General features: G+C 66.7%; 20 protein-coding genes. 15 read left to right on the top strand and 5 right to left on the bottom strand.

The window, feature by feature from the left end:
* Positions 1-21: 21 nt before the first annotated feature.
* A complete protein-coding gene (locus ABD923_RS14010; RefSeq protein WP_345229514.1) occupies positions 22-960 on the bottom strand; it encodes a hydrogen peroxide-inducible genes activator in 939 nt (312 codons plus the stop codon).
* Positions 961-1,381: 421 nt separating this feature from the next.
* Between ABD923_RS14010 and ABD923_RS14005 the strand changes: the two genes are divergently transcribed.
* Genes ABD923_RS14005 through mnhG form a run of 7 tightly spaced genes read left to right on the top strand, consistent with a single transcriptional unit; the run spans position 1,382 to position 7,144 of the window.
* The gene (locus ABD923_RS14005) at positions 1,382-3,685 is read left to right on the top strand and encodes a putative monovalent cation/H+ antiporter subunit A (RefSeq protein WP_259549617.1); all 2,304 of its coding nucleotides are present in this window, start codon (positions 1,382-1,384) and stop codon (positions 3,683-3,685) included.
* Position 3,686: 1 nt separating this feature from the next.
* Complete coding sequence (locus ABD923_RS14000; RefSeq protein ID WP_259549619.1) at positions 3,687-4,109, top strand: Na+/H+ antiporter subunit B; 423 nt, start codon at positions 3,687-3,689, stop codon at positions 4,107-4,109.
* A complete protein-coding gene (locus ABD923_RS13995) occupies positions 4,110-4,478 on the top strand; it encodes a Na+/H+ antiporter subunit C (RefSeq protein WP_222191575.1) in 369 nt (122 codons plus the stop codon).
* Complete coding sequence (locus tag ABD923_RS13990; RefSeq protein WP_259549622.1) at positions 4,475-6,013, top strand: Na+/H+ antiporter subunit D; 1,539 nt, start codon at positions 4,475-4,477, stop codon at positions 6,011-6,013. The genes ABD923_RS13995 and ABD923_RS13990 overlap by 4 nt, the downstream gene beginning before the upstream one ends.
* Positions 6,010-6,486 (top strand): Na+/H+ antiporter subunit E, encoded by a 477-nt coding sequence (locus ABD923_RS13985; RefSeq protein WP_259549624.1) that lies wholly within the window; start codon positions 6,010-6,012, stop codon positions 6,484-6,486. The genes ABD923_RS13990 and ABD923_RS13985 overlap by 4 nt, the downstream gene beginning before the upstream one ends.
* 5 nt (positions 6,487-6,491) lie before the next feature.
* A complete protein-coding gene (locus ABD923_RS13980) occupies positions 6,492-6,815 on the top strand; it encodes an MrpF/PhaF family protein (RefSeq protein WP_259549626.1) in 324 nt (107 codons plus the stop codon).
* Entirely contained in the window at positions 6,812-7,144 is a 333-nt protein-coding gene (gene mnhG, locus ABD923_RS13975) for a monovalent cation/H(+) antiporter subunit G (RefSeq protein WP_259549629.1), read from the top strand. Before ABD923_RS13980 ends, mnhG begins: the two co-directional genes overlap by 4 nt.
* Before the next feature lie 10 nt (positions 7,145-7,154).
* Here the strand turns inward: mnhG and ABD923_RS13970 are convergent, their stop codons facing one another.
* The 3 genes from ABD923_RS13970 to ABD923_RS13960 all read right to left on the bottom strand — a co-directional run bounded on the left by ABD923_RS13970 (position 7,155) and on the right by ABD923_RS13960 (position 11,270).
* The gene (locus ABD923_RS13970) at positions 7,155-7,967 is read right to left on the bottom strand and encodes a metallophosphoesterase family protein (protein ID WP_259549631.1); all 813 of its coding nucleotides are present in this window, start codon (positions 7,965-7,967) and stop codon (positions 7,155-7,157) included.
* A gap of 88 nt (positions 7,968-8,055) precedes the next feature.
* Positions 8,056-10,578 (bottom strand): ABC transporter permease, encoded by a 2,523-nt coding sequence (locus ABD923_RS13965; protein WP_259549633.1) that lies wholly within the window; start codon positions 10,576-10,578, stop codon positions 8,056-8,058.
* Positions 10,575-11,270 (bottom strand): ABC transporter ATP-binding protein, encoded by a 696-nt coding sequence (locus tag ABD923_RS13960; protein WP_259549635.1) that lies wholly within the window; start codon positions 11,268-11,270, stop codon positions 10,575-10,577. The genes ABD923_RS13965 and ABD923_RS13960 overlap by 4 nt, the downstream gene beginning before the upstream one ends.
* On the opposite strand from ABD923_RS13960, the gene ABD923_RS13955 reads away from it, so the two are divergent.
* A complete protein-coding gene (locus ABD923_RS13955) occupies positions 11,269-11,973 on the top strand; it encodes an arylesterase (RefSeq protein WP_259549638.1) in 705 nt (234 codons plus the stop codon). The genes ABD923_RS13960 and ABD923_RS13955 overlap by 2 nt on opposite strands.
* On the opposite strand, the gene ABD923_RS13950 is transcribed toward ABD923_RS13955, so the two are convergent.
* Positions 11,957-12,718, bottom strand: a complete 762-nt coding sequence (locus ABD923_RS13950) for a DeoR/GlpR family DNA-binding transcription regulator (RefSeq protein WP_259549641.1) — start codon at positions 12,716-12,718, stop codon at positions 11,957-11,959. The genes ABD923_RS13955 and ABD923_RS13950 overlap by 17 nt on opposite strands.
* A 100-nt stretch (positions 12,719-12,818) precedes the next feature.
* Here ABD923_RS13950 and glpD point away from each other — a divergent pair, with 100 nt between their 5' ends.
* The 7 genes from glpD (at position 12,819) to ABD923_RS13915 (ending at position 21,168) form a co-directional block, all read left to right on the top strand.
* A complete protein-coding gene (gene glpD / locus ABD923_RS13945) occupies positions 12,819-14,390 on the top strand; it encodes a glycerol-3-phosphate dehydrogenase (protein ID WP_259549643.1) in 1,572 nt (523 codons plus the stop codon).
* 62 nt (positions 14,391-14,452) lie between these two features.
* Entirely contained in the window at positions 14,453-15,949 is a 1,497-nt protein-coding gene (glpK, locus tag ABD923_RS13940) for a glycerol kinase GlpK (RefSeq protein ID WP_259549644.1), read from the top strand.
* Positions 15,942-16,781, top strand: a complete 840-nt coding sequence (locus tag ABD923_RS13935; protein ID WP_259549645.1) for a carbon-nitrogen hydrolase family protein — start codon at positions 15,942-15,944, stop codon at positions 16,779-16,781. The genes glpK and ABD923_RS13935 overlap by 8 nt, the downstream gene beginning before the upstream one ends.
* Before the next feature lie 262 nt (positions 16,782-17,043).
* On the top strand, positions 17,044-17,709 hold the full coding sequence (locus ABD923_RS13930) for a Rossmann-fold NAD(P)-binding domain-containing protein (protein ID WP_345229513.1): 666 nt from the start codon (positions 17,044-17,046) through the stop codon (positions 17,707-17,709).
* 303 nt (positions 17,710-18,012) lie between these two features.
* Positions 18,013-18,978 (top strand): ABC transporter substrate-binding protein, encoded by a 966-nt coding sequence (locus tag ABD923_RS13925; RefSeq protein ID WP_259549649.1) that lies wholly within the window; start codon positions 18,013-18,015, stop codon positions 18,976-18,978.
* An 86-nt stretch (positions 18,979-19,064) separates the two neighbouring features.
* Complete coding sequence (locus ABD923_RS13920) at positions 19,065-20,096, top strand: ABC transporter permease (RefSeq protein WP_259549650.1); 1,032 nt, start codon at positions 19,065-19,067, stop codon at positions 20,094-20,096.
* A 7-nt stretch (positions 20,097-20,103) separates the two neighbouring features.
* Positions 20,104-21,168, top strand: a complete 1,065-nt coding sequence (locus ABD923_RS13915) for a quaternary amine ABC transporter ATP-binding protein (protein WP_259549656.1) — start codon at positions 20,104-20,106, stop codon at positions 21,166-21,168.
* Positions 21,169-21,195 lie beyond the last annotated feature (27 nt).

The following is a 21,195-nucleotide window of genomic DNA, read 5'->3' as shown; positions in this document are numbered from 1 at the left end:
AGGGCCGGCGCGACACGCCCATCAGCCCTCGATCACCAGTTCGGGAAAGCGCCGGGCGGTCGACCGGATGGCCTCGGCCAGCCGGTCATAGGCCGGACCCGCGCCCGAACTGGCCCGCCACACCAGCCCGATCGAGCGGGAAAAGCGCCGCCCCCGGAACGGTCGGACGACAACGTCGCGCGCGCGGCCCTCGATCTCGGACCGCACGTAGAGCGCGGGCAGAAAGGTCAGCCCCATGTCCATCGCCACCATCTGCCGCAACGCATCGAGCGACGTGCCCTCGTAATCGCGCGAGACATCGGCCCCCATGTTGCTGCACATCGCGGCGATCTGGTCGTGCAGCGCGTAGGCGGGCGACAGCGACAGGATGGTTTGCTGCGCAAGGTCCGGCGCGTCGAGTTCGGTTTTCGCGATCAGATCATGATCGGCAGGCAGCGCCACGGCCAGCGGTTCGCGGAACAGCCGCGCCACCGACAGCGTCGCGCCCGGCACCGGCAGTTGCGTCAGGATCAGGTCATGCACGCCGTCCTGCAGCTCGCGCATCAGGTCGCGCGGGGCGGCCTCGCGGATATAGAGGCGCAGATCGGGATGGGTGCGGTGCAGGTCGCCCACCACATGCGGCATCAGGTAGGGCCCCAGCGTGGCCGAGGTGCCCAGCCGGATCGTGCCGCCCAGGCCCGATTTCAGCGTCACGGACAGATCGAGGATGCCTTGCGCGGCATCCAGCATCTCGCGCCCGCGCCGCGCCACCTCGCGTCCGGCGACGGTCAGTTGCACCGGTCCGCGCCCGCGTTCGACCAGCGTCAGGCCAAGCGCCTCTTCCAGCGTCTTGATCTGTACCGACAGCGAGGGTTGCGAAATGCCGCAGCTTTCCGCAGCCTCGCGGAAATGGGCGGTTTCCTCAAGCGCGACGAGATAGCGGAGCTGGCGCAGCGTGAAGGGCGGAATGGCGTTGTGCATGGGACGGTCCAGATATTGCCTCGGCTGCATGATAGTTTCTTCCAATGGATAATTAAAGAGGTTTACCATTTATCCTATGGTGGTGCCGCCCTACCTCCTGTCGTGACCGAGGGCAAAAGTATCGGCGCTCCGTGGGCACGCATGGAGCTCGATGGAGGTCTTGCCGCGCCGGGTACAGTCCCTTCCGGCGCTCACGGACCGGCAAGACTTTCCTCCCGGGCGGTGTCGTGGCGGCCTCAGCCGTCAACCGCGACGGCATCGTCCGGGCCCTCGGTCATTTTCTGTGCGCAGCCCATCCCGTCGTGCCCAGTGAAAGCTGGACCTTCGGCTTGGCTGCCGCAGGTCGAAGAAATAACACGGGCGAAACGCCCGAGTGGCGCCGGGCGAAGCCGCCGGTGCGAAGGACGAAGGGTGATGGAGCGTGGCGAGTAACACGGCAAAGGTTCCGCGCAAGGCGGGTGGTCCGGCAGGTTGGATATCGGTCGCGGTGCCCGCGGCCTTGTTCGCGTGGTTCCTGCAATATGTCGGCCCGGTCTCGGAGGGGGAGCAAATCCTTCTCGGCATCGACTGGGTGCCGTCGATGGATATTCGCCTGTCTGTCATGATCGACGGGCTGTCGCTGACCTTTGCCCTGCTTATCGCCGGGATCGGCACGCTGGTGACGCTGTTTTCCACTGCTTACCTGGGCAAGCACCCCGATTACCCGCGTTTCGTCCTGTTCCTCATGGCCTTCATGGTGGGGATGCTGGGCCTTGTGCTGTCCGACAACCTGATCGCGCTGTTCGTCTTCTGGGAGGTCACGACGATTTCCTCCTACCTGCTGATCGGCTTCGACAATGCCAGTGCCAAGTCGCGGCGCTCGGCGCTTCAGGCGCTGTTGCTGACGGGCGCGGGGGGGCTTGCCCTGCTGGCCGGGATGATCCTGCTGGGGCATGTCGCGGGCACGTTCGAGCTGTCCGAGATCCTGACGCAGGGCGAGGCGATCCGCGCCCATCCGCTTTACGTGCCCATCGTCATCCTGTTCCTGCTGGGCGCCTTCACCAAGTCGGCGCAGTTTCCGTTCCATTTCTGGCTGCCCAACGCGATGGCCGCCCCCACGCCGGTTTCGGCCTACCTGCATTCGGCGACGATGGTGAAGGGCGGCGTCTACCTGCTGGCGCGGGTCAACCCGGCGCTGGGCGACAGCGAGCTGTGGTTCTGGACGCTGATCCTTGCGGGCGGGTTCACCACCGTTTTCGCCAGCCTGCTGGCGATCCGGCAGACCGACATCAAGCAGGTGCTGGCCTATACCACGCTGATGGCGCTGGGCGCGCTGACGCTGTTCATCGGCACAGGCTCGCCCGACGCGATCAAGGGCATGATGGTGTTCCTGGTCGTCCATTCGCTCTACAAGGCGGCGCTGTTCCTGATGATCGGCATTGTCGATCACGAGACCGGCACGCGCGAGGTGGACCGCCTGCGCGGGCTGGGCCGCAAGATGCCCCTGACCTTCCTCGGCGGGGCGCTGGCCGCGATCTCGATGGCGGGCATCCCGCCCTTCGTGGGCTTCATCGGGAAAGAGTTCCTCTACAAGGCGGGCCTCGGGCACGAGCAGGCGACCGTCTGGATCACCGGCACGATCTTCGCGGCCTCCGCGCTGATGTTCGTGGCCGCGGGCATCGCCGTTCTGCGCCCCTTCACCGGCAAGCTGTCCGACACGCCGCGCCCCGCCCATGAGGGGCCGTGGGTGATGTGGATCGGGCCGCTGATCCTGGGCGCGCTGTCGCTGGGCTTTGGCCTGTTCCCCGACACGGTGGAGCGGTTCCTCGTCGCGCCGGGCACCTGGGCCGTCTATGGTGATTATGATTACACGGTGGACCTCTACCTGTTCCGCGAGGTGAATGCCGCCTTCCTGCTGTCGCTGGCAACCTTCGCCACGGGCATCGTGCTCTACCTCGTGCACGCCCGCCTGCGCGCGGCGCTGGCGCGGATCATCGCCGCCAACCCGATCAAGTTCGACCCGGGCTGGGATCGGCTGATCGACGGGATCAAGGCGCTGGCCGCCTGGCAGACGCGGCACCTGCAATCGGGCGTGCTGCAACGCTACATGCTGATCGTGTTCGCGACGCTGACCGTGGCGCTGGGGGGCACGATCTGGGCGCAGGGCGCGCTGGATTTCCGCATCGACTTCGCGGCCGAGTTCGACGGCCTGCTGTTCAAGCATTGGGCGGTCCTGATCTTCATCACCGCCGGCGCGCTTCTGACCGCCTATAGCGGCAGCCGCATGACCGCCATCGCGGCGCTAGGGGTCGTGGGCATCGGGGTCGCGCTGATCTTCATCATGTTCAGCGCGCCGGACGTGGCGATCACGCAGCTTCTGGTGGAAACGCTGGTCGTCGTGCTGGTGGCCGTGGCGATGCTGAAGCTGCCGAACCTGAACCTCGGGGACGAGCCGCGCCGCCCGGGCCATGCGGTCCTGTCCATTGCGACGGGGGCCGTGGTCAGCGCGGTCCTGATCGCCGTCCTTCAGGGCGACCTCGACCGGCGCATCACCGGTTACTTCGAGGCGGCCAGCTGGCCCGACGCCTACGGCCGCAACATCGTCAACGTGATCCTCGTGGATTTCCGCGCGCTGGATACCTTCGGCGAGATCGCGGTGGTCGTGATCGCGGCGCTGGCGGCCTACGCGCTGTTGCGCGGCACGCGCTACAGCGGCGATGCCGCCGACAAGGACGGGGGGCGCTGAGATGGTGAATTCGATCATCCTGAACGCGGCGACGCGGCTTCTGGTGGCGCTGCTCCTTCTGTTCTCGGTCTTCATGCTGCTGCGCGGGCACAACCTGCCGGGCGGCGGGTTCATCGGCGGGCTGATCGGGGCGACCGGCTTCATCCTCTACGCCATTGCCCAGGGGGCCGAGGCGACGCGCGCCGCGCTCAGGGTCGAGCCGCAGAACATCGCCATGGTGGGCCTTGGCATCGCCCTTTGCGCCGGGGGCTTCGCGGCGTTTTTCGGCGAGGCGTTCTTCACCGGGCAGTGGTTGTTCATCGGCGAAACCGAGGAGGAGAAGGGCCTGCCGATCAGCAGCGTCTTGGTCTTCGACATCGGCGTTTACCTCGTCGTGTTCGGGTCGATCCTGACCCTTGTTCTGGCCCTCGAGGAGGAAGTCTGAATGGAGTTGATGGTGGCCATCATGGTCGGCGTTCTCGTGGCGGCAGCGGTGCACCTGATGCTGGCCCGCAACGTGCTGCGCTTCATCTTCGGGCTGATCCTGATCTCGAACGCGGCCAACCTGACGATCTTCGTCTCGGGCCGTCTGACCGCGCAAAGCCCGCCGCTGATCCCCGAGGGGGCGGATGCGCCGCTGGGTGACGTGGCCAATGCCCTGCCGCAGGCGCTGGTGCTGACGGCCATCGTGATCGGCTTCGGCCTCTTCGCCTTTGCGCTGACACTGGTCTATCGCACCTACCAGAACCTCGGCACGCTCGATTCCGACGAGATGCGCCTCGCCGAGCCGCGCGAAGGGGAGGACCACGCATGAGCTGGGTTCTCGCCCTTCCCATCATCATCCCTTTTGCGACGGCGGTTCTGTCCTTCCTGTTCCGCAAGGGCCCCGAGGGGCGCTGGCTGTCGGTCGTGGGCTCGGCCGGCCTGCTGATCGCATCGGGCGTCCTGATGGCCGAGGTGCTGGCCGAGGGTGTCATCGCCGCGCAGATGGGCCAGTGGGCGGCGCCTTTCGGCATCACGCTGGTGGCCGACCTTTTGAGTGCCGTGATGGTCGTCATCACCGGCATCACCGGGCTGGCCGTGTCGGTCTATGCGCTGGCCGATATCGACGAGCGGAAAGAGGCCTTGGGCTATCACGCCCTGTTCCAGGTGCTGCTGGCGGGTGTCGTGGGGGCGTTCCTGACGGGCGACCTGTTCAACCTCTATGTCTGGTTCGAGGTCATGCTGATCTCCAGCTTCGGCCTGCTGATCCTCGGCGGGCAGCGGGTGCAACTGGATGGCGGTATCAAATACGTGACGCTGAACCTCGTCTCGACGATCCTGTTCCTGGCGGGCGTCGGCCTGCTCTATGGCATGACCGGCACGCTGAACATGGCCGACCTGCACGGCGCGGTGCAGCAGGTGGAAAACCAGGGCCTTCTGGTCGTCGTGGCGATGATGTTCATGGTGGCCTTCGGGGTGAAGGCCGCGGTCTTTCCGCTGTTTTTCTGGCTGCCGGCCAGCTACCACACGCCCGCCTTCAGCGTCTCGGCCATCTTTGCGGGGCTGCTGACCAAGGTGGGGGTCTATGCCCTGATCCGGACCTTCACGCTGATCTTCACCAGCGACATTGCGTTCACGCACACGATCCTGCTGTGGGTGGCCGGGTTCACCATGGTGACGGGTGTTCTGGGGGCTGCGGCGATGAACGATTTCCGGCGCATCCTGTCGTTCCACATCGTCAGCCAGATCGGCTACATGATCCTTGGCCTCGCGCTGTTCACGCCCTTGGCGATTGTCGGCGCGGTGTTCTACCTCGTGCACCATATCATCGTGAAGGCGAACCTGTTCCTCGTGGCAGGCGTGGCCCGGCGCATCGCGGGCTCGACCGAGCTGTCGTCGATTGGCGGGCTCTACAAATCAGCGCCGGTCCTGGCGGTGCTGTTCCTTGTCCCGGCCTTTTCGCTGGCGGGCTTTCCGCCGCTCTCGGGGTTCTGGGCGAAATACGTGCTGGTCAAGGCCTCTCTCGATACCGAGGCCTACTGGATCGCGGGTATCGCGCTGGCCGTGGGGCTGATGACGATCTTCTCGATGACCAAGATCTGGGGCGCGGCCTTCTGGACGCCGCATCCTTCGGGGCTTGAGCCGTCGCTGAGCACCCTGCCATCCCGCGACCGGGCGGCCCTGCTGTTGCCCATCGCGTCGCTGGCGGTGCTGACCTGCATCATCGGGTTCTTCCCCGAACCGTTCGTGGCCTTTGCCGAACGCTCGGCCGAGCAGTTGCTGGACCCGACGGCCTATGTGGCGGCCGTGCTGGGTGACGTGCCGATGGAGGCGACCGGGCTGGCGCAGGCGGAGGTGCTGCCATGAATATCTTCATCCTCAACATCGCCCTGGCCGTGGCCTGGGCCGCGCTGACCGGGGATATCACGCTGACCGGGCTGGCCGTGGGCTTCGCGCTGGGATCGGCGGCGCTTTTCGTGACCAAGCCGCTCTTTCCCGGCTGCGACCGCTATTTCAAACGCGTCTGGCGTTGGGTGAAGCTGGGGGTCCTGTTCCTGTATGAACTGGTCGTCAGCTCCGTGCAGGTGGTCTGGGACGTGCTGACGCCCGCGCACAAGGCGCGGCCGGGCATCATCTCGGTCCCGCTGGAGGCCGATGACGAGATGGAGATCCTGCTGGTCACCAACCTGATCTCGCTGACGCCCGGCACGCTCAGCCTCGATGTGACCGAGGACCGCAAGACGCTGTATATTCACGCGATGTTCGCCGACGACCCGGATGCGATCCGGGCGCAGATCCGCACCGGCATGGCCCGCTGGGTCCGCGAAGCGATGGAGTGACAGGGATGGATATTCTTTCAATCGCCGTGGACGTGGCTTTTGTCATGGTGATGCTGGGCGTGGCGCTGGCCTTCATCCGGCTCATCAAGGGGCCGAGCCTGCCCGACCGGATCGTGGCGCTGGACATGATGACGGTTCAGATCGTCAGCTTCTGCGGCCTTTACGCGATCCTGTCGGGGGACACGGCCTTCGTCGACGTGGCCATCGTTCTGGCGCTGGTCGGCTTTCTCGCCACCGTGGCGCTGGCGCGGTTCGTGGACCGCCGCCGCGCCGGGATCGGAGAGGCGGGCCCGACCATGACCCAACCGCACAGGGAGCAGCGCAAATGATCCTCGACTGGATAATGGCCATCATGATCCTGCTGGGCGGATTTTTCTGCCTCGTTGCGGGGTTGGGCGTGTTGCGCCTGCCCGACGTTCTGATCCGCATGCATGCCTCGACCAAGGCGGGCACGCTGGGCGCGGGCCTGATCCTTGGCGCGGTGGCGATCTATTTCGCCGAAACCGGTGTCGTGACACGGGCGCTGGCGACGATCCTGTTCTTGCTGATCACGGCCCCCGTGGCGGCCCACATGATCGGGCGCGCGGCGTTCCGCTCGCGCGTTGCGCTCTGGAAGACGAAGATCGAGGACGGGGCCGAGGAGCGGTTGCACCGCTAGGACGCCCGGCTCAGGTTTGCAGGAAATCGTGCCGCCCGTCGGGGCGGATCGCGCAGGCGGTCAGGCGGCCCGTGGACCACGCCGCGGTGTCGGTCGCGATGCGCCCGTCGCCCGCGAAGGGCAGCTCCGCTTCGATATGACCATGCGCGATCCAGAGGCCATCGCCGCGCGGCTCGCTCTCGAATTCCGGATGCCCCCAGAGCAGGACGCGCCCGGTCTGATCCTCCATCCGGTGGGCGGGGTCGGCGCCCGCATGCACGACCCAGAGATTGCCGGAATGCCACGAGAGCGGCAGGCCCGTCATCCAGCCCTCAAGCCCGTCGGGCATGGCCGATTTCAGATGGCGCGCGACCTCGCGGAAGGCGTCGGGGGAGGCGGGCGACGCAAGCGGCTCGGGGTCGATCCCGAAACTGGACAGCGTCGCGTTGCCGCCCGCGCGCATCCAGCGGGGGCCGCGCGTCGCCGGGTCGGCCAGGAAATCGAGCATCATGCGTTCATGGTTGCCCATGAGGCAGGTGACGTTGTCGGGAAAGTCGCGGGTCAGCTCGCGCAGGCGGGCCAGGACCTCGGCGCTGCCACGGCCCCGGTCGACATAGTCGCCCACGAAGACCAGCCGGGGATCGCTGGCCTCGGTCCCGCCGATATGGGCGTCGATCAGTTCCAGCATCAGTTCCAACAGATCGGCGCGCCCGTGGATATCGCCCACGACATAGGTCGCTTGCGCGGGGCGCGGCATGTCTTCGGGGCGGGCCTCGGCCCCGGCGCGGGGGGCGGTGTCGGGGCGGTCCTTGCGGCCCAGAAGCGTGCGGACGGAACGAAGCATGAGAGTCAGGTGCGCGCTGCGGCGGCGCTTGGCAAGGGGCAAGGGGGCATTGCGGTGCGCGTCACCGACGGCGCGAGGCGTTTCTGCCTCATTCGCGGGCGCGCAGCACGCGCGCGGGGCGCGTGGCGAGCGGACGCCACGCAAAAGCCAGCCCGGCCAGCAGCGTCGTCACCGCGCCGCCGATGACGATGGCCAGCGCCGAGACGGGTTCGAACCGGTAGCTGCCATCCATCACGAAGGTCATCACGGCCCACCCGCCCAGCACGCCCGCCAGAAGCGCAACACCGCCCGCCGCCGCGCCAAGCAGCGCCGAGCGCAGGGCGAAACTGACAAGGATCGTTCGCCGCGACGCGCCCACGGTCTTCAGGACGGCGGCTTCGTAGACGCGGCCGCGTTCACCCGCCGCCGCGGCCCCGATCAGGACGACGAAGCCCGTCACCAGTGTGGCCGCCGCCCCGTAGGAGGTCGCGGCGGCAAGGCTGCGCAGTGCGTCGGCCACGCGGTCGAGCGCATCGCGCACCCGGATCGCGGTGATATTGGGCGCATCGCCCGCCACGTCGCGCAGGATCGCCGCCTCGGCCTCGGGCGCGGCATAGACGGTGGCGATATGGGTATGCGGGGCACCGCGCAGGGCGTTGGGCGACATGGTCAGGACAAAGCCGATGCCCGCATTCTCGAACTCCACCTGCCGAAAGGCCGTGACCTCGGCGGTCACGTCGCGGCCAAGGATGCTGACGGTGATCGTGTCGCCGAGGCTCAGGCCGATTTCCAGCGCCTCTTCGGTGGCGAAGGCGACTTGCGGCGGGCCGTCATAGCCTTCGGGCCACCATTCGCCTGCCGTGATCTCGCCCTCGGGCGGTGCGGTGTCGAGATAGGTCACGCCCCGGTCGCCGCGGATGACCCAGTGATCGCCCGCGACCTCGGCGGCGGGGCGGTCGTTGATGCGGGTGATGACGCCGCGCAGCATGGGCGCGGTGTCGACCCGGCTGACGGCGGGATCGTTCTGCACCCGATCGAGAAAGGGCTGGAGCTGGTCCGGCTGGATATCGACGAAGAAATAGGTTGGCGCGACCTCGGGCAGGTCACGCTGGATCGCGGCGCGCAGGTTGGCGTCGATCTGGCCCACGGCGGCCAGAACGGCAAGGCCGAGGCCGAGGGAAAGCACCACGCTTGTCGCCTCGGACCCCGGACCGCCGACCGAGCCGAGCGCGGTGCGCAGCGCGGTGCGCCCGCGCAGCGCGCGGGACCGGGCGATGCGGCGCGACAGGGCGCGGATGCCCAGGGCCGCCAGCGCCAGAAGGCCGAGCGCGCCAAGGATGCCCGCCGCCGTGCCAAGGGCCATGCGCGGGATGCCCGACAACCAGACGGCGGTCGCGATCAGCGCCCCGACAAGGCCCGCGATCACGATCAGGTAGCGCAGGCGCGGCGAGGCGCGCGGCCCGCCGGCGTCGCGGAACAGCGATGCCGCGCGGACCTGTTCGGTGCGCGCCAAGGGCCAAAGGGTGAAGATCACGGCGGTCAGCAATCCATAGGCCGCGGCCTCGGCCAGTGGGCCGGGATAGACCGAGATGGCCACCGGCACAGGCAGTTGCGCCTGGATCAGCGGGGCGAAGGCCAGCGGCAGAAGCGCACCGAGGACCAGCCCGAGCGCGAGGCCCAACAGGGTCAGCGCCCCCACCTGAGCGAAATAGGCGGTAAAGATCGTGCGGCTTTCGGCGCCGAGCGTCTTGAGCGTCGCAATCGTGGCGACCTTGCCCTCGAGATAGGCGCGCACGGCGGCAGAGACGCCGACGCCGCCCACGGCAAGCCCCGCCAGTCCAACCAGCACCAGGAACGCGCCGATCCGCTCGACGAAGGTCTGCACGCCGGGCGCGCCGTTGCGCGCATCGCGCCAGCGCATGCCCTGTTCGGCGAACAGCGCCTCGGCCTCGGCCTCGAGCGCGGCAAGGTCCGCGCCCTCGGGCAGGGCAAGGCGGAAATCGCTGTCGTAGAGCGTGCCGGGCTGCACGAGGCCGGACCCGGACAGCCCCTCAAGCGAGACGATGGTGCGCGGCCCGAGGTTGAAGCCGCCGCCCGCGCCATCGGGTTCCAGCGTCAGTTCGGCGCGCAACTCGAAGTCCTGTGTGCCGAGGCGGAAGGTGTCGCCGATCTCCAGCGCCAGCCGGTCGATCAGGAGGCGCTGCATCACCGCGCCGGGCAGGTCGCGGGTTTCCAGCGCCTCGGCAATGGGCATCTCGGGGGACAGGCCGACCGTGCCGTAAAGCGGGTAGGCATCATCGACGCCGCGCACTTGCGTCAGGGCGCGTTCGGTCTCGCCGTCGCGGTCCACCACGACCATGGAGCGGAAATCGACGGTCTCGGACACGCGGGTGGCGGTGTCCGCCATCCAGGCGCGTTCTTCCTCGGACGCGCGGCGGAAGGGAAAGGCCATCTGCGCGTCGCCGCCAAGGATCACCGCGCCTTCGCTCACCAGCCCTTGCTGAATGGACGTGCGCACCGATCCCACGGCTGCGATGGCCGCGACGCCAAGCGCGAGACAGGCGAGGAAGATGCGGAACCCTTTCAGCCCGCCGCGCAACTCGCGCCGGGCGATGCGCAGTGCGACGCTCACTCGGCGGCCTCCCGCGCGGCGGGGGTGTCGAGTTGCCCGTCGCGCAGCCGGATCTCACGGTCGCAGCGATGGGCCAGTTCGGGCGCGTGGGTGACGAGGACCAGGGTCGCGTCGTGCTTGGCCGACAGGTCCATCAGCATGTCCATGATGACCGCGCCGTTGGCCCCGTCGAGATTGCCGGTGGGTTCATCGGCCAACAGGATCTCGGGGCGCGGGGCCAGGGCGCGGGCCAGTGCAACGCGCTGCTGTTCGCCGCCCGACATCTGGCTGGGGTAGTGGCCCGCGCGATGGCCAAGGCCCACGGCGGCAAGTTCCGCCTCGGCCCGGTCGAAGGCGTCGGCATGGCCGGCCAGTTCCAGCGGCGTCGCGACGTTTTCCAGTGCGGTCATCGTCGGGATCAGGTGGAAGGATTGGAACACCACCCCCATATGTTCCCGGCGAAACCGGGCCAGCTGGTCCTCGTTCATCGCGGTCAGGTCGCGGCCAAGCGCCATGACCGAGCCGCCGGTGGCACGCTCCAGCCCGCCCATCAGCATGAGGAGAGACGACTTGCCCGATCCGGACGGACCCGTCAGCGCCACCGCCTCGCCCCGGTTCACGCTTAGCGTGATGCCGTGGAGGATATCGACCGGCCCGGCATTGCCGGACAGCGACAGCCGGGCATCGGACAGGGACAGGACGGGATCGGACATGGCTGAACGCCTCGGTTCACTTTTCTACAGGGCATATGGGGCCATGCGCATGTGGGGCAAGGCCGCCCTGCTGGCGCTTGCGGTCGCAGGGCCGGTGGCGGCGCAGGAGGGCCCCGTCAGCATCGTGGCGCTGGGCGACAGCCTGACGCAAGGGTACGGGCTGATGGATGGCGACGGCTTCGTGCCGCAGTTGCAGGCGTGGCTGACCGAGCGGGGACATGCCGTGCGGATCGAGAACCACGGCGTATCGGGCGACACCACGGCGGGCGGTCTGGCGCGGATCGGCTGGGCGCTGGGCACCGGGGTGGATGCCATGATCGTGGCGCTTGGCGGCAACGACCTGCTGCGTGGCATCCCGCCCGAGGCAAGCCGCGCGAACCTTGCCGGGATCCTCGACGAGGCAGAGGCGCAGGGGATCGAGGTGCTGCTGGTCGGCCTGCGCGCGCCGGGCAATTATGGCCCTGACTACCAGGCCGCGTTCAACGCCATGTATCCCGACCTGGCCGAGGAATACGGCACGCTTTACGCCGAAAGCTTCCTTGCGCCCTTGAGCGCCGCGGCCGCGGCCGACCCCGAGGCGGCGTATTCCACTTACATGCAGTCCGATGGCATGCACCCGAATGCGCAGGGCGTGGCCCTGATCGTCGAGGCGCTGGGGCCGCAGGTCGAGGATCTGATCGCGCGGGTCAGCCCGCAATCGTGATCTCTGTCTCGCTTTCGGCGCAAAGGTCTTGCAACGCCTCGGGGGGCGGGGCGTTGGTTATCCAGCGATCGAAACCGGTGAGGCTGGCGATCTTGACGGGCGCGTTGCGCTCCAGCTTGCTGTCGTCGGCGACAAGGATCGCGCTGCGCGCTTTCGACAGGAAGGCCTTGGTGACGCGGACCTCCTCGGGGTCGAAATCCAGCAGGTCGCCTTCGAGGTCGACGGCCGAGCAGCCGAGAATGGCGAAATCGGCCTTGAACTGATTAATCGTAGCCGTCGCCCGCTCGCCCACCAGGCCGTTATCGGCCCGGCGCAGCCGCCCACCGGTCACCATCACCTCGGCGGAGGGATGGCCCGAAAGGATCTGCGCCACGTTCATGTTGTTGGTCACCACCATCAGGTTCGCCGTATCGCGCAAGACGCGTGCGACCGCCTCGGTCGTGGTGCCGATGTTCAAGAACACCGATGCACCCGGCGGGATCAGCGCGGCCGCGGCCCGTGCAATGACCTCTTTCGCACCGGCCGCTGTGCGGCGACGTTCCTCGTAACCGATATTCGTGACCCCCGACGGCAGGACCGCGCCGCCATGGACGCGGTCGAGCAACCCGGCTTCGCACAGCTCGGTCAGATCGCGGCGGATGGTCTGCACCGTGACATCGAACTGGGCGGCGAGATCATCGACGCCGACCCGCCCGATTTCGCGGGCTACGCGCAGGATATCGTCTTGGCGGGGTGTGATCGGCATGGTTTCGATCTATATCGAAAACAAACGCGTTTGAAAATTGACAAAACGAACATGGAATGAAAAAAAACGACCAAACGGGACCCGGCGCGCGAGGCCACCCATGAACGACCGGACCTACGACATTTTCGTGATCGGCGGCGGCATCAACGGCTGTGGCATCGCCCGCGACGCGGCGGGGCGGGGCCTGTCCGTCTGTCTTGCCGAGATGGGGGATCTGGCGGGCGCGACCAGTTCGGCCTCGACCAAGCTGTTCCATGGCGGGCTGCGTTACCTGGAGTTTTTCGAGTTCAGCCTCGTGCGCCATGCGCTGGCCGAGCGGGAAACGCTGCTGCGCGCGATGCCCCATATCTCGTGGCCGATGCGCTTCGTCCTGCCGCTGTCGAAGGACATGCGGTTCGACTCCGAGACGCCCACCTCGCGCGTGTTGACCGCGGTCATGCCCTGGATGAAGGGGCGGCGGCCCGACTGGCTGATCCGGGCGGGGCTGTTCCTTTATGACCATCTGGGGGGGCGCAAGATCCTGCCCGCGACCAGGACCCTGCGGCTGAAGGGGTCGGTCGAGGGCAAAGGCCTCAAGCCCAAGTTCGAGAAGGCGTTCGAATATTCCGATTGCTGGGTCGAGGATGCGCGGCTTGTGGTGCTGAATGCCCGTGACGCCGAGGCGCGGGGTGCGACGATCCTCACGGGCAGCCGCGTCGTGTCAGCAACGCGCGAGGGCGATCTTTGGCGCGTGACGGTCGAGCGGGACGGTGTGCGGTCCGATCATCTGGCCCGCGCGCTGGTCAATGCCGGGGGGCCGTGGGTCGCCGATATTGTGCAGAACGTGGCGCGGCAGAACTCCAGCGAAAGCGTGCGCCTTGTGCGCGGCAGCCATATCGTGACGCGTCGCCTGTTCGAGCATGACAAATGCTATTTCTTCCAGGGCTCGGACGGGCGCATCATCTTTGCCATTCCCTACGAGACGGATTTCACCCTGATCGGCACCACGGATCAGGAGCATCACGGCGACGCGTCCGAGGCTGTCTGCACGCCAGAGGAACGCGATTACCTGATCCGCTTCGTCAACGGATACCTCGCAGACCCGATCAGCGCCGAGGATGTCGTCTGGACCTATTCCGGGGTGCGGCCCCTCTATGACGACGGGGCCAAAAGCGCCACGGCGGCGACGCGCGACTACGTGCTGTCGCTGGACGATGCGGGCGCGCCGATGCTGAACGTCTTTGGCGGCAAGATCACCACCTATCGCAAGCTGGCCGAGGATGCGCTGGCCAAGATCGCGCCCTTCTTTCCCGAGGCGGGCGGTGTCTGGACGGCGGGTGTGCCGCTGCCCGGCGGGGATTTCCCGGTGGATGGGGTGGCGCGGCTGGTGGCCGATCTGCGCGCGGCGCATCCGTTTCTGACCGAGCGGTGGGCGCTGCGCCTGGTGCGCGCCTATGGGACCGAAGCGGCGCAGATCATGGGCGATGCGCAGAGTGCCGAGGACCTCGGGCGCGATTTCGGTGCGACCCTGACCGAGGCCGAATTGCGCTGGTTGATGACGCGCGAATATGCCGAAGCGTCCGAGGACGTGGTCTGGCGGCGCTCGAAGCTGGGCCTGAGGTTGAGCGCGGAGCAGATCGCGGCCATCGACGACTGGATGCGGGCCGAGCGGCAGGCCCGCGCCGCCGAATGACTTGCAGCCCGGCGCGTGGCCGGTAGGCTTCGACAACAGCGAGACGAGAGGGGAGGCACGGCATGACGCAGGTTCTGGCCATCGACCAGGGAACGACTTCGACGCGGGCCATCGTCTTCGGCGCCGATCACCGGCCCGTCGCCTCGGCGCAGCAGGAATTCACGCAGCATTTCCCGGCCTCGGGTTGGGTCGAACATGACGCGATGGAGATCTGGAACACGGTGCTGGCCACCGTGCGCGGTGCCTTGGAAAAGGCCGGGACGAGCGCCGAAAAGATCGCCGCCATCGGCATCACGAACCAGCGCGAAACGGTCGTCCTGTGGGATCGCGAGACCGGAGAGCCGGTGCACAAGGCCATCGTCTGGCAGGATCGGCGCACGGCGTCGATGACCGCCAAGCTGCGTGAGGGTGGCCATGAACCGATGGTGCAGGAGAAGACCGGGCTGCTGCTCGACCCGTATTTCTCGGGGTCGAAACTGGCGTGGTTGTTGGAAAATGTCGACGGGGCACGCGAAAAGGCCGAAGCCGGGAAGCTTGCCTTCGGCACGATCGACAGCTGGCTGATCTGGCACCTGACGGGCGGTCAGCGGCACGTGACCGACGCGACCAATGCCGCCCGCACGCTCTTGTACAATATCCGCGAGGGGCAGTGGGATGACGACATCCTGCGCCTTTTCAACATCCCGCGCGCCCTGCTGCCCAAGGTTCTCGATTGTGGAGCGGAGTTCGGCACGACCGACCCGGCCCTGTTCGGGGCCGGGATCGCCATTCTCGGGGTGGCGGGTGACCAGCAGGCCGCGACGCTGGGGCAGGCCTGTTTCCAGCCGGGGATGCTGAAATCGACCTATGGCACTGGGTGTTTCGCGCTGCTCAACACGGGCGATACGCTGGTCAGGTCGCAAAACCGGATGCTGGGCACCATCGCCTACCAGTTCGATGGCAAGCCGACCTACGCGCTGGAAGGCTCGATCTTCGTCGCGGGGGCCGTGGTGCAATGGCTGCGCGACGGGTTGCGCTGCATCGACGCCGCCGCCGACAGCCAGGCGCTGGCCGAGGCCGCCGACCCCTCGCAAACGATCTACCTCGTCCCCGCCTTCACCGGGCTGGGCGCGCCCTATTGGGACCCGGATTGCCGCGGCGCGATCTACGGGCTGACCCGCAACACCGGACCGCAGGAAATCGCCCGTGCCGCGCTGGAGTCGGTGGGCTTCCAGACCCGTGATCTGTGGGAGGCGATGGAGGCCGACTGGCAAGGGGCCGGTGGGGCCGAGAACGTGCTGCGTGTTGACGGGGGTATGACCGCCTCGGACTGGACGATGCAATTCCTGGCCGACATCCTTGGCGCCGATGTGGACCGGCCCGAAGTGCTGGAGACGACGGCGCTTGGCGTGGCCTGGGTCGCGGGGATGCAGGCAGGCGTTTATCCCGGTTTCGACGCCTTCGCCGAGGATTGGGCACTGGAACGCACCTTCAAGCCGAAGATGGACGCCGACACGCGCGAGGCGCGCTACGCGGGCTGGAAAGACGCCGTCTCCCGCACGCTCAGCAGCCGTGGCTGAGCGCGCCACCCTGCGCGTTGCGCTGGCGCAGATGTGTTCGGCCGATACCCATGCCGAGAACATCGCGACGGTGGCCGACCTCGCCGCGCGGGCGGCGGGCGAGGGGGCGGAGCTTTTGTGCCTGCCGGAAGTTGCGGGGCTGATGAACCGCAATGCCGAGGTGGCGCGCAAACAGGTGGTCGCCGCCGAGGATGACCCGTTCCTGCTGGCCTGCCGTGACCTTGCCGCCGCGCATGGCATCTGGATCCACGCGGGCTCGACCCCCGTTCTGGGGCCGGACGGGCGGTTCCTGAACCATTCCGCGGTGATCGATGCGACCGGCGCGATCCGGGCGGATTACGACAAGGTGCATCTCTTCGACGTGGCGATCGAGGGGCAAGCGCCCATCGGCGAGTCGAAACGCTTCGCCCCGGGCGAGGCGGCGGTGATGCTGGACACGCCCTGGGGGCCGTGGGGCCTGTCGATCTGCTATGACCTGCGCTTTCCCTATTTCTACCGCCGCTACGGGCAGGAGGGCGCGACGATCATCTTCATCCCCTCGGCCTTTACGGTGCCGACGGGGCAGGCCCATTGGGAGGTCCTGTTGCGCGCCCGCGCGATCGAGACCGGGGCCTTCGTGCTGGCGGCGGCGCAGGCCGGCCACCATGCCGATGGGCGCGAAACATGGGGTCACGCGCTGGCCGTCGATCCGTGGGGCAAGGTGCTGGCCGATCTGGGTCGGGATGCGCCGGGTCTTGCGGTGCTGGATCTTGACCTGTCGCGGGTTCAAGCCGCCCGCGCGCAAATCCCCGCGCTGAAGACGGGCCGCGATGTGCCCTTGCGGCGCGTCTGATCGGGACGGGTGGACATTGTCTGCCTTGCGGTTTTGTCCTGCAGACGGTCCAAAGGCGTAAGCTGGACCCGGCAAACGGGAGGGCCGCCCCCACCGCACGCTTGGCGGCCACCCCCGCGCATCGCAGGAAGCGGTCCATTGGGTATGTGACGTCGCTCTGTGCGCGCAAGATGGTCGCGGCCGCGGGCGTAAAGGTCGATGCCGAGGTGATGCCCCACGGCTGACGGACGCATTGGCGACGGAGGTGGCCGGCCCGCGACCGATGCCCTTCGCGGAAATGGCGGCAGAGCTTTCCCAGGCCACCGGCCGCGAGATCCGGCACATCCCGATCAGCTTCGAGGAGTTTCACGCAAACGTTGCGCAGGCCGGCGGCCCCGTCGTCGCCGATGTCTTCACCGCCATCGCGCGCGAAACGCTGGACGGTCGCAATGCCCATACCACGGGCGGCGTGATGCCTGCGCTTGGCTGCACGCCCCGCGACTTCGCCAATTTTGCCCAAGCCGCCGCCCGTGCCGCCGACCTGGGTCAGGGTGTGAACGACCGGATTGACGCCCAGTTGTTCCTCGTGCCGCGCGGCGACGGCCGTAACGGCCCGGTCGATTTCCCGGGCCATTTCGCGCGTGGCCTCGCGTGTGGCGCCGGGCAGCAAGGCGAAATTCCCCGCGGTCGATCTGCACACCGGGCCGATCATCCGCTTGACGGCGCGCACGGGGGCATTGTCAGGCGTTTCCCCAAGGCTTCGCGCGCGGAAAAACCAACAAGTTGGCGCGAGGACTGGCTGGGGTGGTGGGATGCCGTCCTAAGCGCGACACGAGGCTCGCTGCACGCCTCTCAACCGCGTATCCGGCGGGGAGGAGATCACGGTGACTTTGGAGCGCGAAGGTTTGTCTCTCATGCGAGGCAAGATCATACAAAGAAAATGATTTAAAATCTGGATCATATGGGCTGCGGCTTCTGCTCTCAACCGGCTCAGAAATGCCCAAAAGCGACATCATGGCCTGAAAGCGACATTTGGCATTGCCTTCACCGATTGGTTTGATAGCTAAGGCTTCGTGAGCAGCAGGCTGGACGGGGTGCTGTGCATCGACCTTCGGTGCACCGTTAATCCTCACGGGGTCCGGTCTGCACGACGCGCGAAGCGTCGTATCTGGTCGACATCTGCCCTGCGCGAGAGCGTGGCGCAGGCGATCGGTGTTCCACGCGTAATTGCAATTCTTGCGGGAGCTCTCTGATGAAGAGAACGATGTGTACTGCCCTGTTTGGACTTCTGGCGGCGCCAGCATTTGCACAAGGCAGCTGTGGCGAGGTTTCCATCACCGAGATGAACTGGGCCTCGGCCTCGGTCGTGACCAATGTTGCGACCTTCATCATGGAACAGGGATACGGCTGTGACGTGTCGGTCGTGCCGTCCGACACCACGCCGGCGGTCACTTCGCTGGCCGAGAATAACGAGCCCGACATCGTCACTGAACTGTGGCTGAACTCCACCGGCGAGGTGTATACCCGCCTTGAGGAAGAAGGCCGCGTCCAGCGCCTCGGTGCCGTGCTTGAGCCCGGCGGCGTCGAGGGCTGGTGGGTGCCGTCCTACCTGGTTGACGCGCATCCCGAACTGGCCACCATCGAGGGTGTCCTGGGCAATCCCGACCTTGTTGGCGGGATGTTCCACAACTGCCCCGAGGGCTGGGGCTGCCGGATCGCGAATGACAACCTGATCCCGGCCTTCGGCGTCGAAGAAGCCGGTTTCGAAGTGTTCAACCACGGGTCCGGCGAAACCTTGGCGACCTCGATGGCCTCGGCCTACGAAAACGAGGAGCCGTGGTTCGGCTACTACTGGGCCCCGACGGCGCTGCTGGGTACGTACGACATGGTGCGCATCGACCTGGGCGACTATAACGAAGAAGCACATCTCGCCAATCAGAACCCCGACAATCCCAACCCGCAGCCGTCGGATTTTCCGGCCGCCCCGGTTCTGACCACCGTGACCACCGATTTCGCCGAGCGTGAGCCCGAGGTCGCCGAATTCTTGTCGAACATGACCTTCGAGGTCGACACCATGAGCCAGATCGTGGCCTGGATCGACGAGAACAACGCCTCCTCCGAAGAAGGCGCGGTCTACTTCCTGACGAACTTCCCGGACGCCTGGTCGGGCTGGCTGAACGACGAAGCCCGCGAGAACCTCTCGGCGCTGCTTCAGTAAACGGACCCCATGGGCGGCGGCCCGGCGCCGCCGCCCGCTTTTCCGGGCTTGGCCCGGCGGCGGCATGTGACGGAGATTACGACAAGATGGCGACATACGACTGGCTTTTCGACGGGCTTGGCTTGCGGGACTGGTGCGGCACCGACGGGGGCACGGCCCCGATGTCCATGGCCGACCTTATCAACCAGAGTTCCGGCCAGCAGGCCGATAGCTCGATCTGGGATCTCCCCTTTCCGTCGATGGATGCATTCAACGACGCCTGTCCGTCCTTTCCCCAATCGCGGGAACTTACGCTGGGCCTCGAAAACGGGTTTCTCGCCATCAAGGATTCGCTCAGCCTCGTGTTCGACCCGCTGACCCAACCGCTCAGCTGGTTCCTGGAAGCCGCGCAATACCTGTTTACCGAATCGCCCTGGTGGATCGTGATCCCGGTTATCCTATTGGTGGTGCAGGTCGTCTCGCGCTCGCTCAAGCTGACGGGGTTCGTCGCCCTGTGCCTGGGGTTCCTCGCGTTCATCGACTATTACGAATACACAATGCAGACGCTGGCGATCATCTTTGTCTGCGCGTCACTTTGTGTTCTGCTCGGGGTGCCGATCGGCATCGGCATGTCGCGCAGCGACCGGTTCCAGAACGGCATGATCCCCGTGCTGGACATGCTGCAAACGCTCCCGCCTTTCGTCTACCTGATCCCGCTGATCTTCCTCTTCTCGGTGACCGAGCCCAAACTCTACGGGATCGCCATCATCCTCTACGCCATCGTGCCGGTGATCCGCCTGACGAACCTGGGCATCCGGCTGGTCGACCGCGAGGTGATCGAGGCCGCGGATGCCTTCGGCATGACCGACCGTCAGAAGCTGTTCGACGTGCAGATCCCGCTTGCCCTGCCCAACATCATGGCCGGCGTGAACCAGACCATCATGATGAGCCTTGCCATGGTCGTCATCGCCTCGCTGGTTTCGGCGCCGGGGCTTGGGGTGCTTGTCCTGCGCGGCATCCGCAATCTCGAACTGGGCGTGGGCCTCATGTCGGGGCTGGGCATCGTGCTGCTGGCGGTCATCCTGGACCGCACCACCAAGGCAGCGCTCGCGCGTGTCAACGCATCGCAACCGAACTGAGGGCACCATGAGCGACGATATCAAGATTTCGATCCGAAACCTCTACAAGATTTTCGGCGCCCGCCCCGAGGATGTGCTTTCCATCGCGCAAGGCGGGATGCACAAATCCGAACTGCTCGAAACCCACCAACACGTGCTGGGGCTGCGCGACATCAACGTGGACATGCGGGCCGGGCACATCACCGTGGTGATGGGCCTGTCCGGGTCGGGGAAATCGACCCTGATCCGGCATATCAACCGATTGATCGAGCCCACCGCGGGCGAGATCATCGTCAATGGCGAAAATGTCATGGACTACGACGCCGAGCGCCTGCGCCAGGTCCGGCGCGAGAACATGTCCATGGTGTTCCAGAAATTCGCCTTGCTGCCGCACCGCACCGTGCTGGAAAACGCGGCGACGCCGCTCGACGTGCGCGGTGTGGCGCGACGCGAGTACGAGGCCGAGGCGCGCAAGTGGCTGAACCGCGTTGGGCTGGAAGGGCAAGACGGCCAGTATCCGCACCAGCTTTCAGGCGGCATGCAGCAGCGCGTCGGCATCGCCCGTGCGCTGACCTCGAATGCCGACATCATGCTGATGGATGAGGCGTTCTCGGCGCTGGATCCGCTGATCCGCACGGACATGCAGGACCTGCTGCTGGAACTTCAGGCAGAACTGCGAAAGACGGTGGTCTTCATTACCCATGATCTGGACGAGGCGTTGAAGCTGGCCGATCACCTCGTCATTCTCAAGGACGGAGAGATCATCCAGCAGGGCGAGCCTCAGCAAATACTGATCAAGCCCAACGATCCGTACATCGTGGATTTCATCTCGGACATCAATCGCGCGCGGGTTCTGCGCGCCCGCACCGTCATGCGGCCGGTGGGGGATGCCCCGGGCGCTCAGGTCGCCGGCACGGTGGACGTGGACGATACGCTGGAAAGCGTGATCGCCCGCGCCCAAGGCGACGTCAGCCTGACCTTCGCGGTGATGCGCAAGGGAGAGACCGTCGGCTTTCTGTCGATGGAGGATCTCGTGCTTGCGTTGGTCCCCACTGCGGCATCGGAACAGGGCGGTTTGCGGTCCGCCAGCTGACGGGCGGCACCGAAGGGTGACAGGTCC

It is taken from the genome of [Roseibacterium] beibuensis (assembly GCF_039542305.1).
Lineage (GTDB): Bacteria > Pseudomonadota > Alphaproteobacteria > Rhodobacterales > Rhodobacteraceae > Roseibacterium > Roseibacterium beibuensis.
The sequence above is the reverse complement of the archived record's forward strand: the minus strand, read 5'-3'. Positions and strand labels throughout refer to the sequence as shown.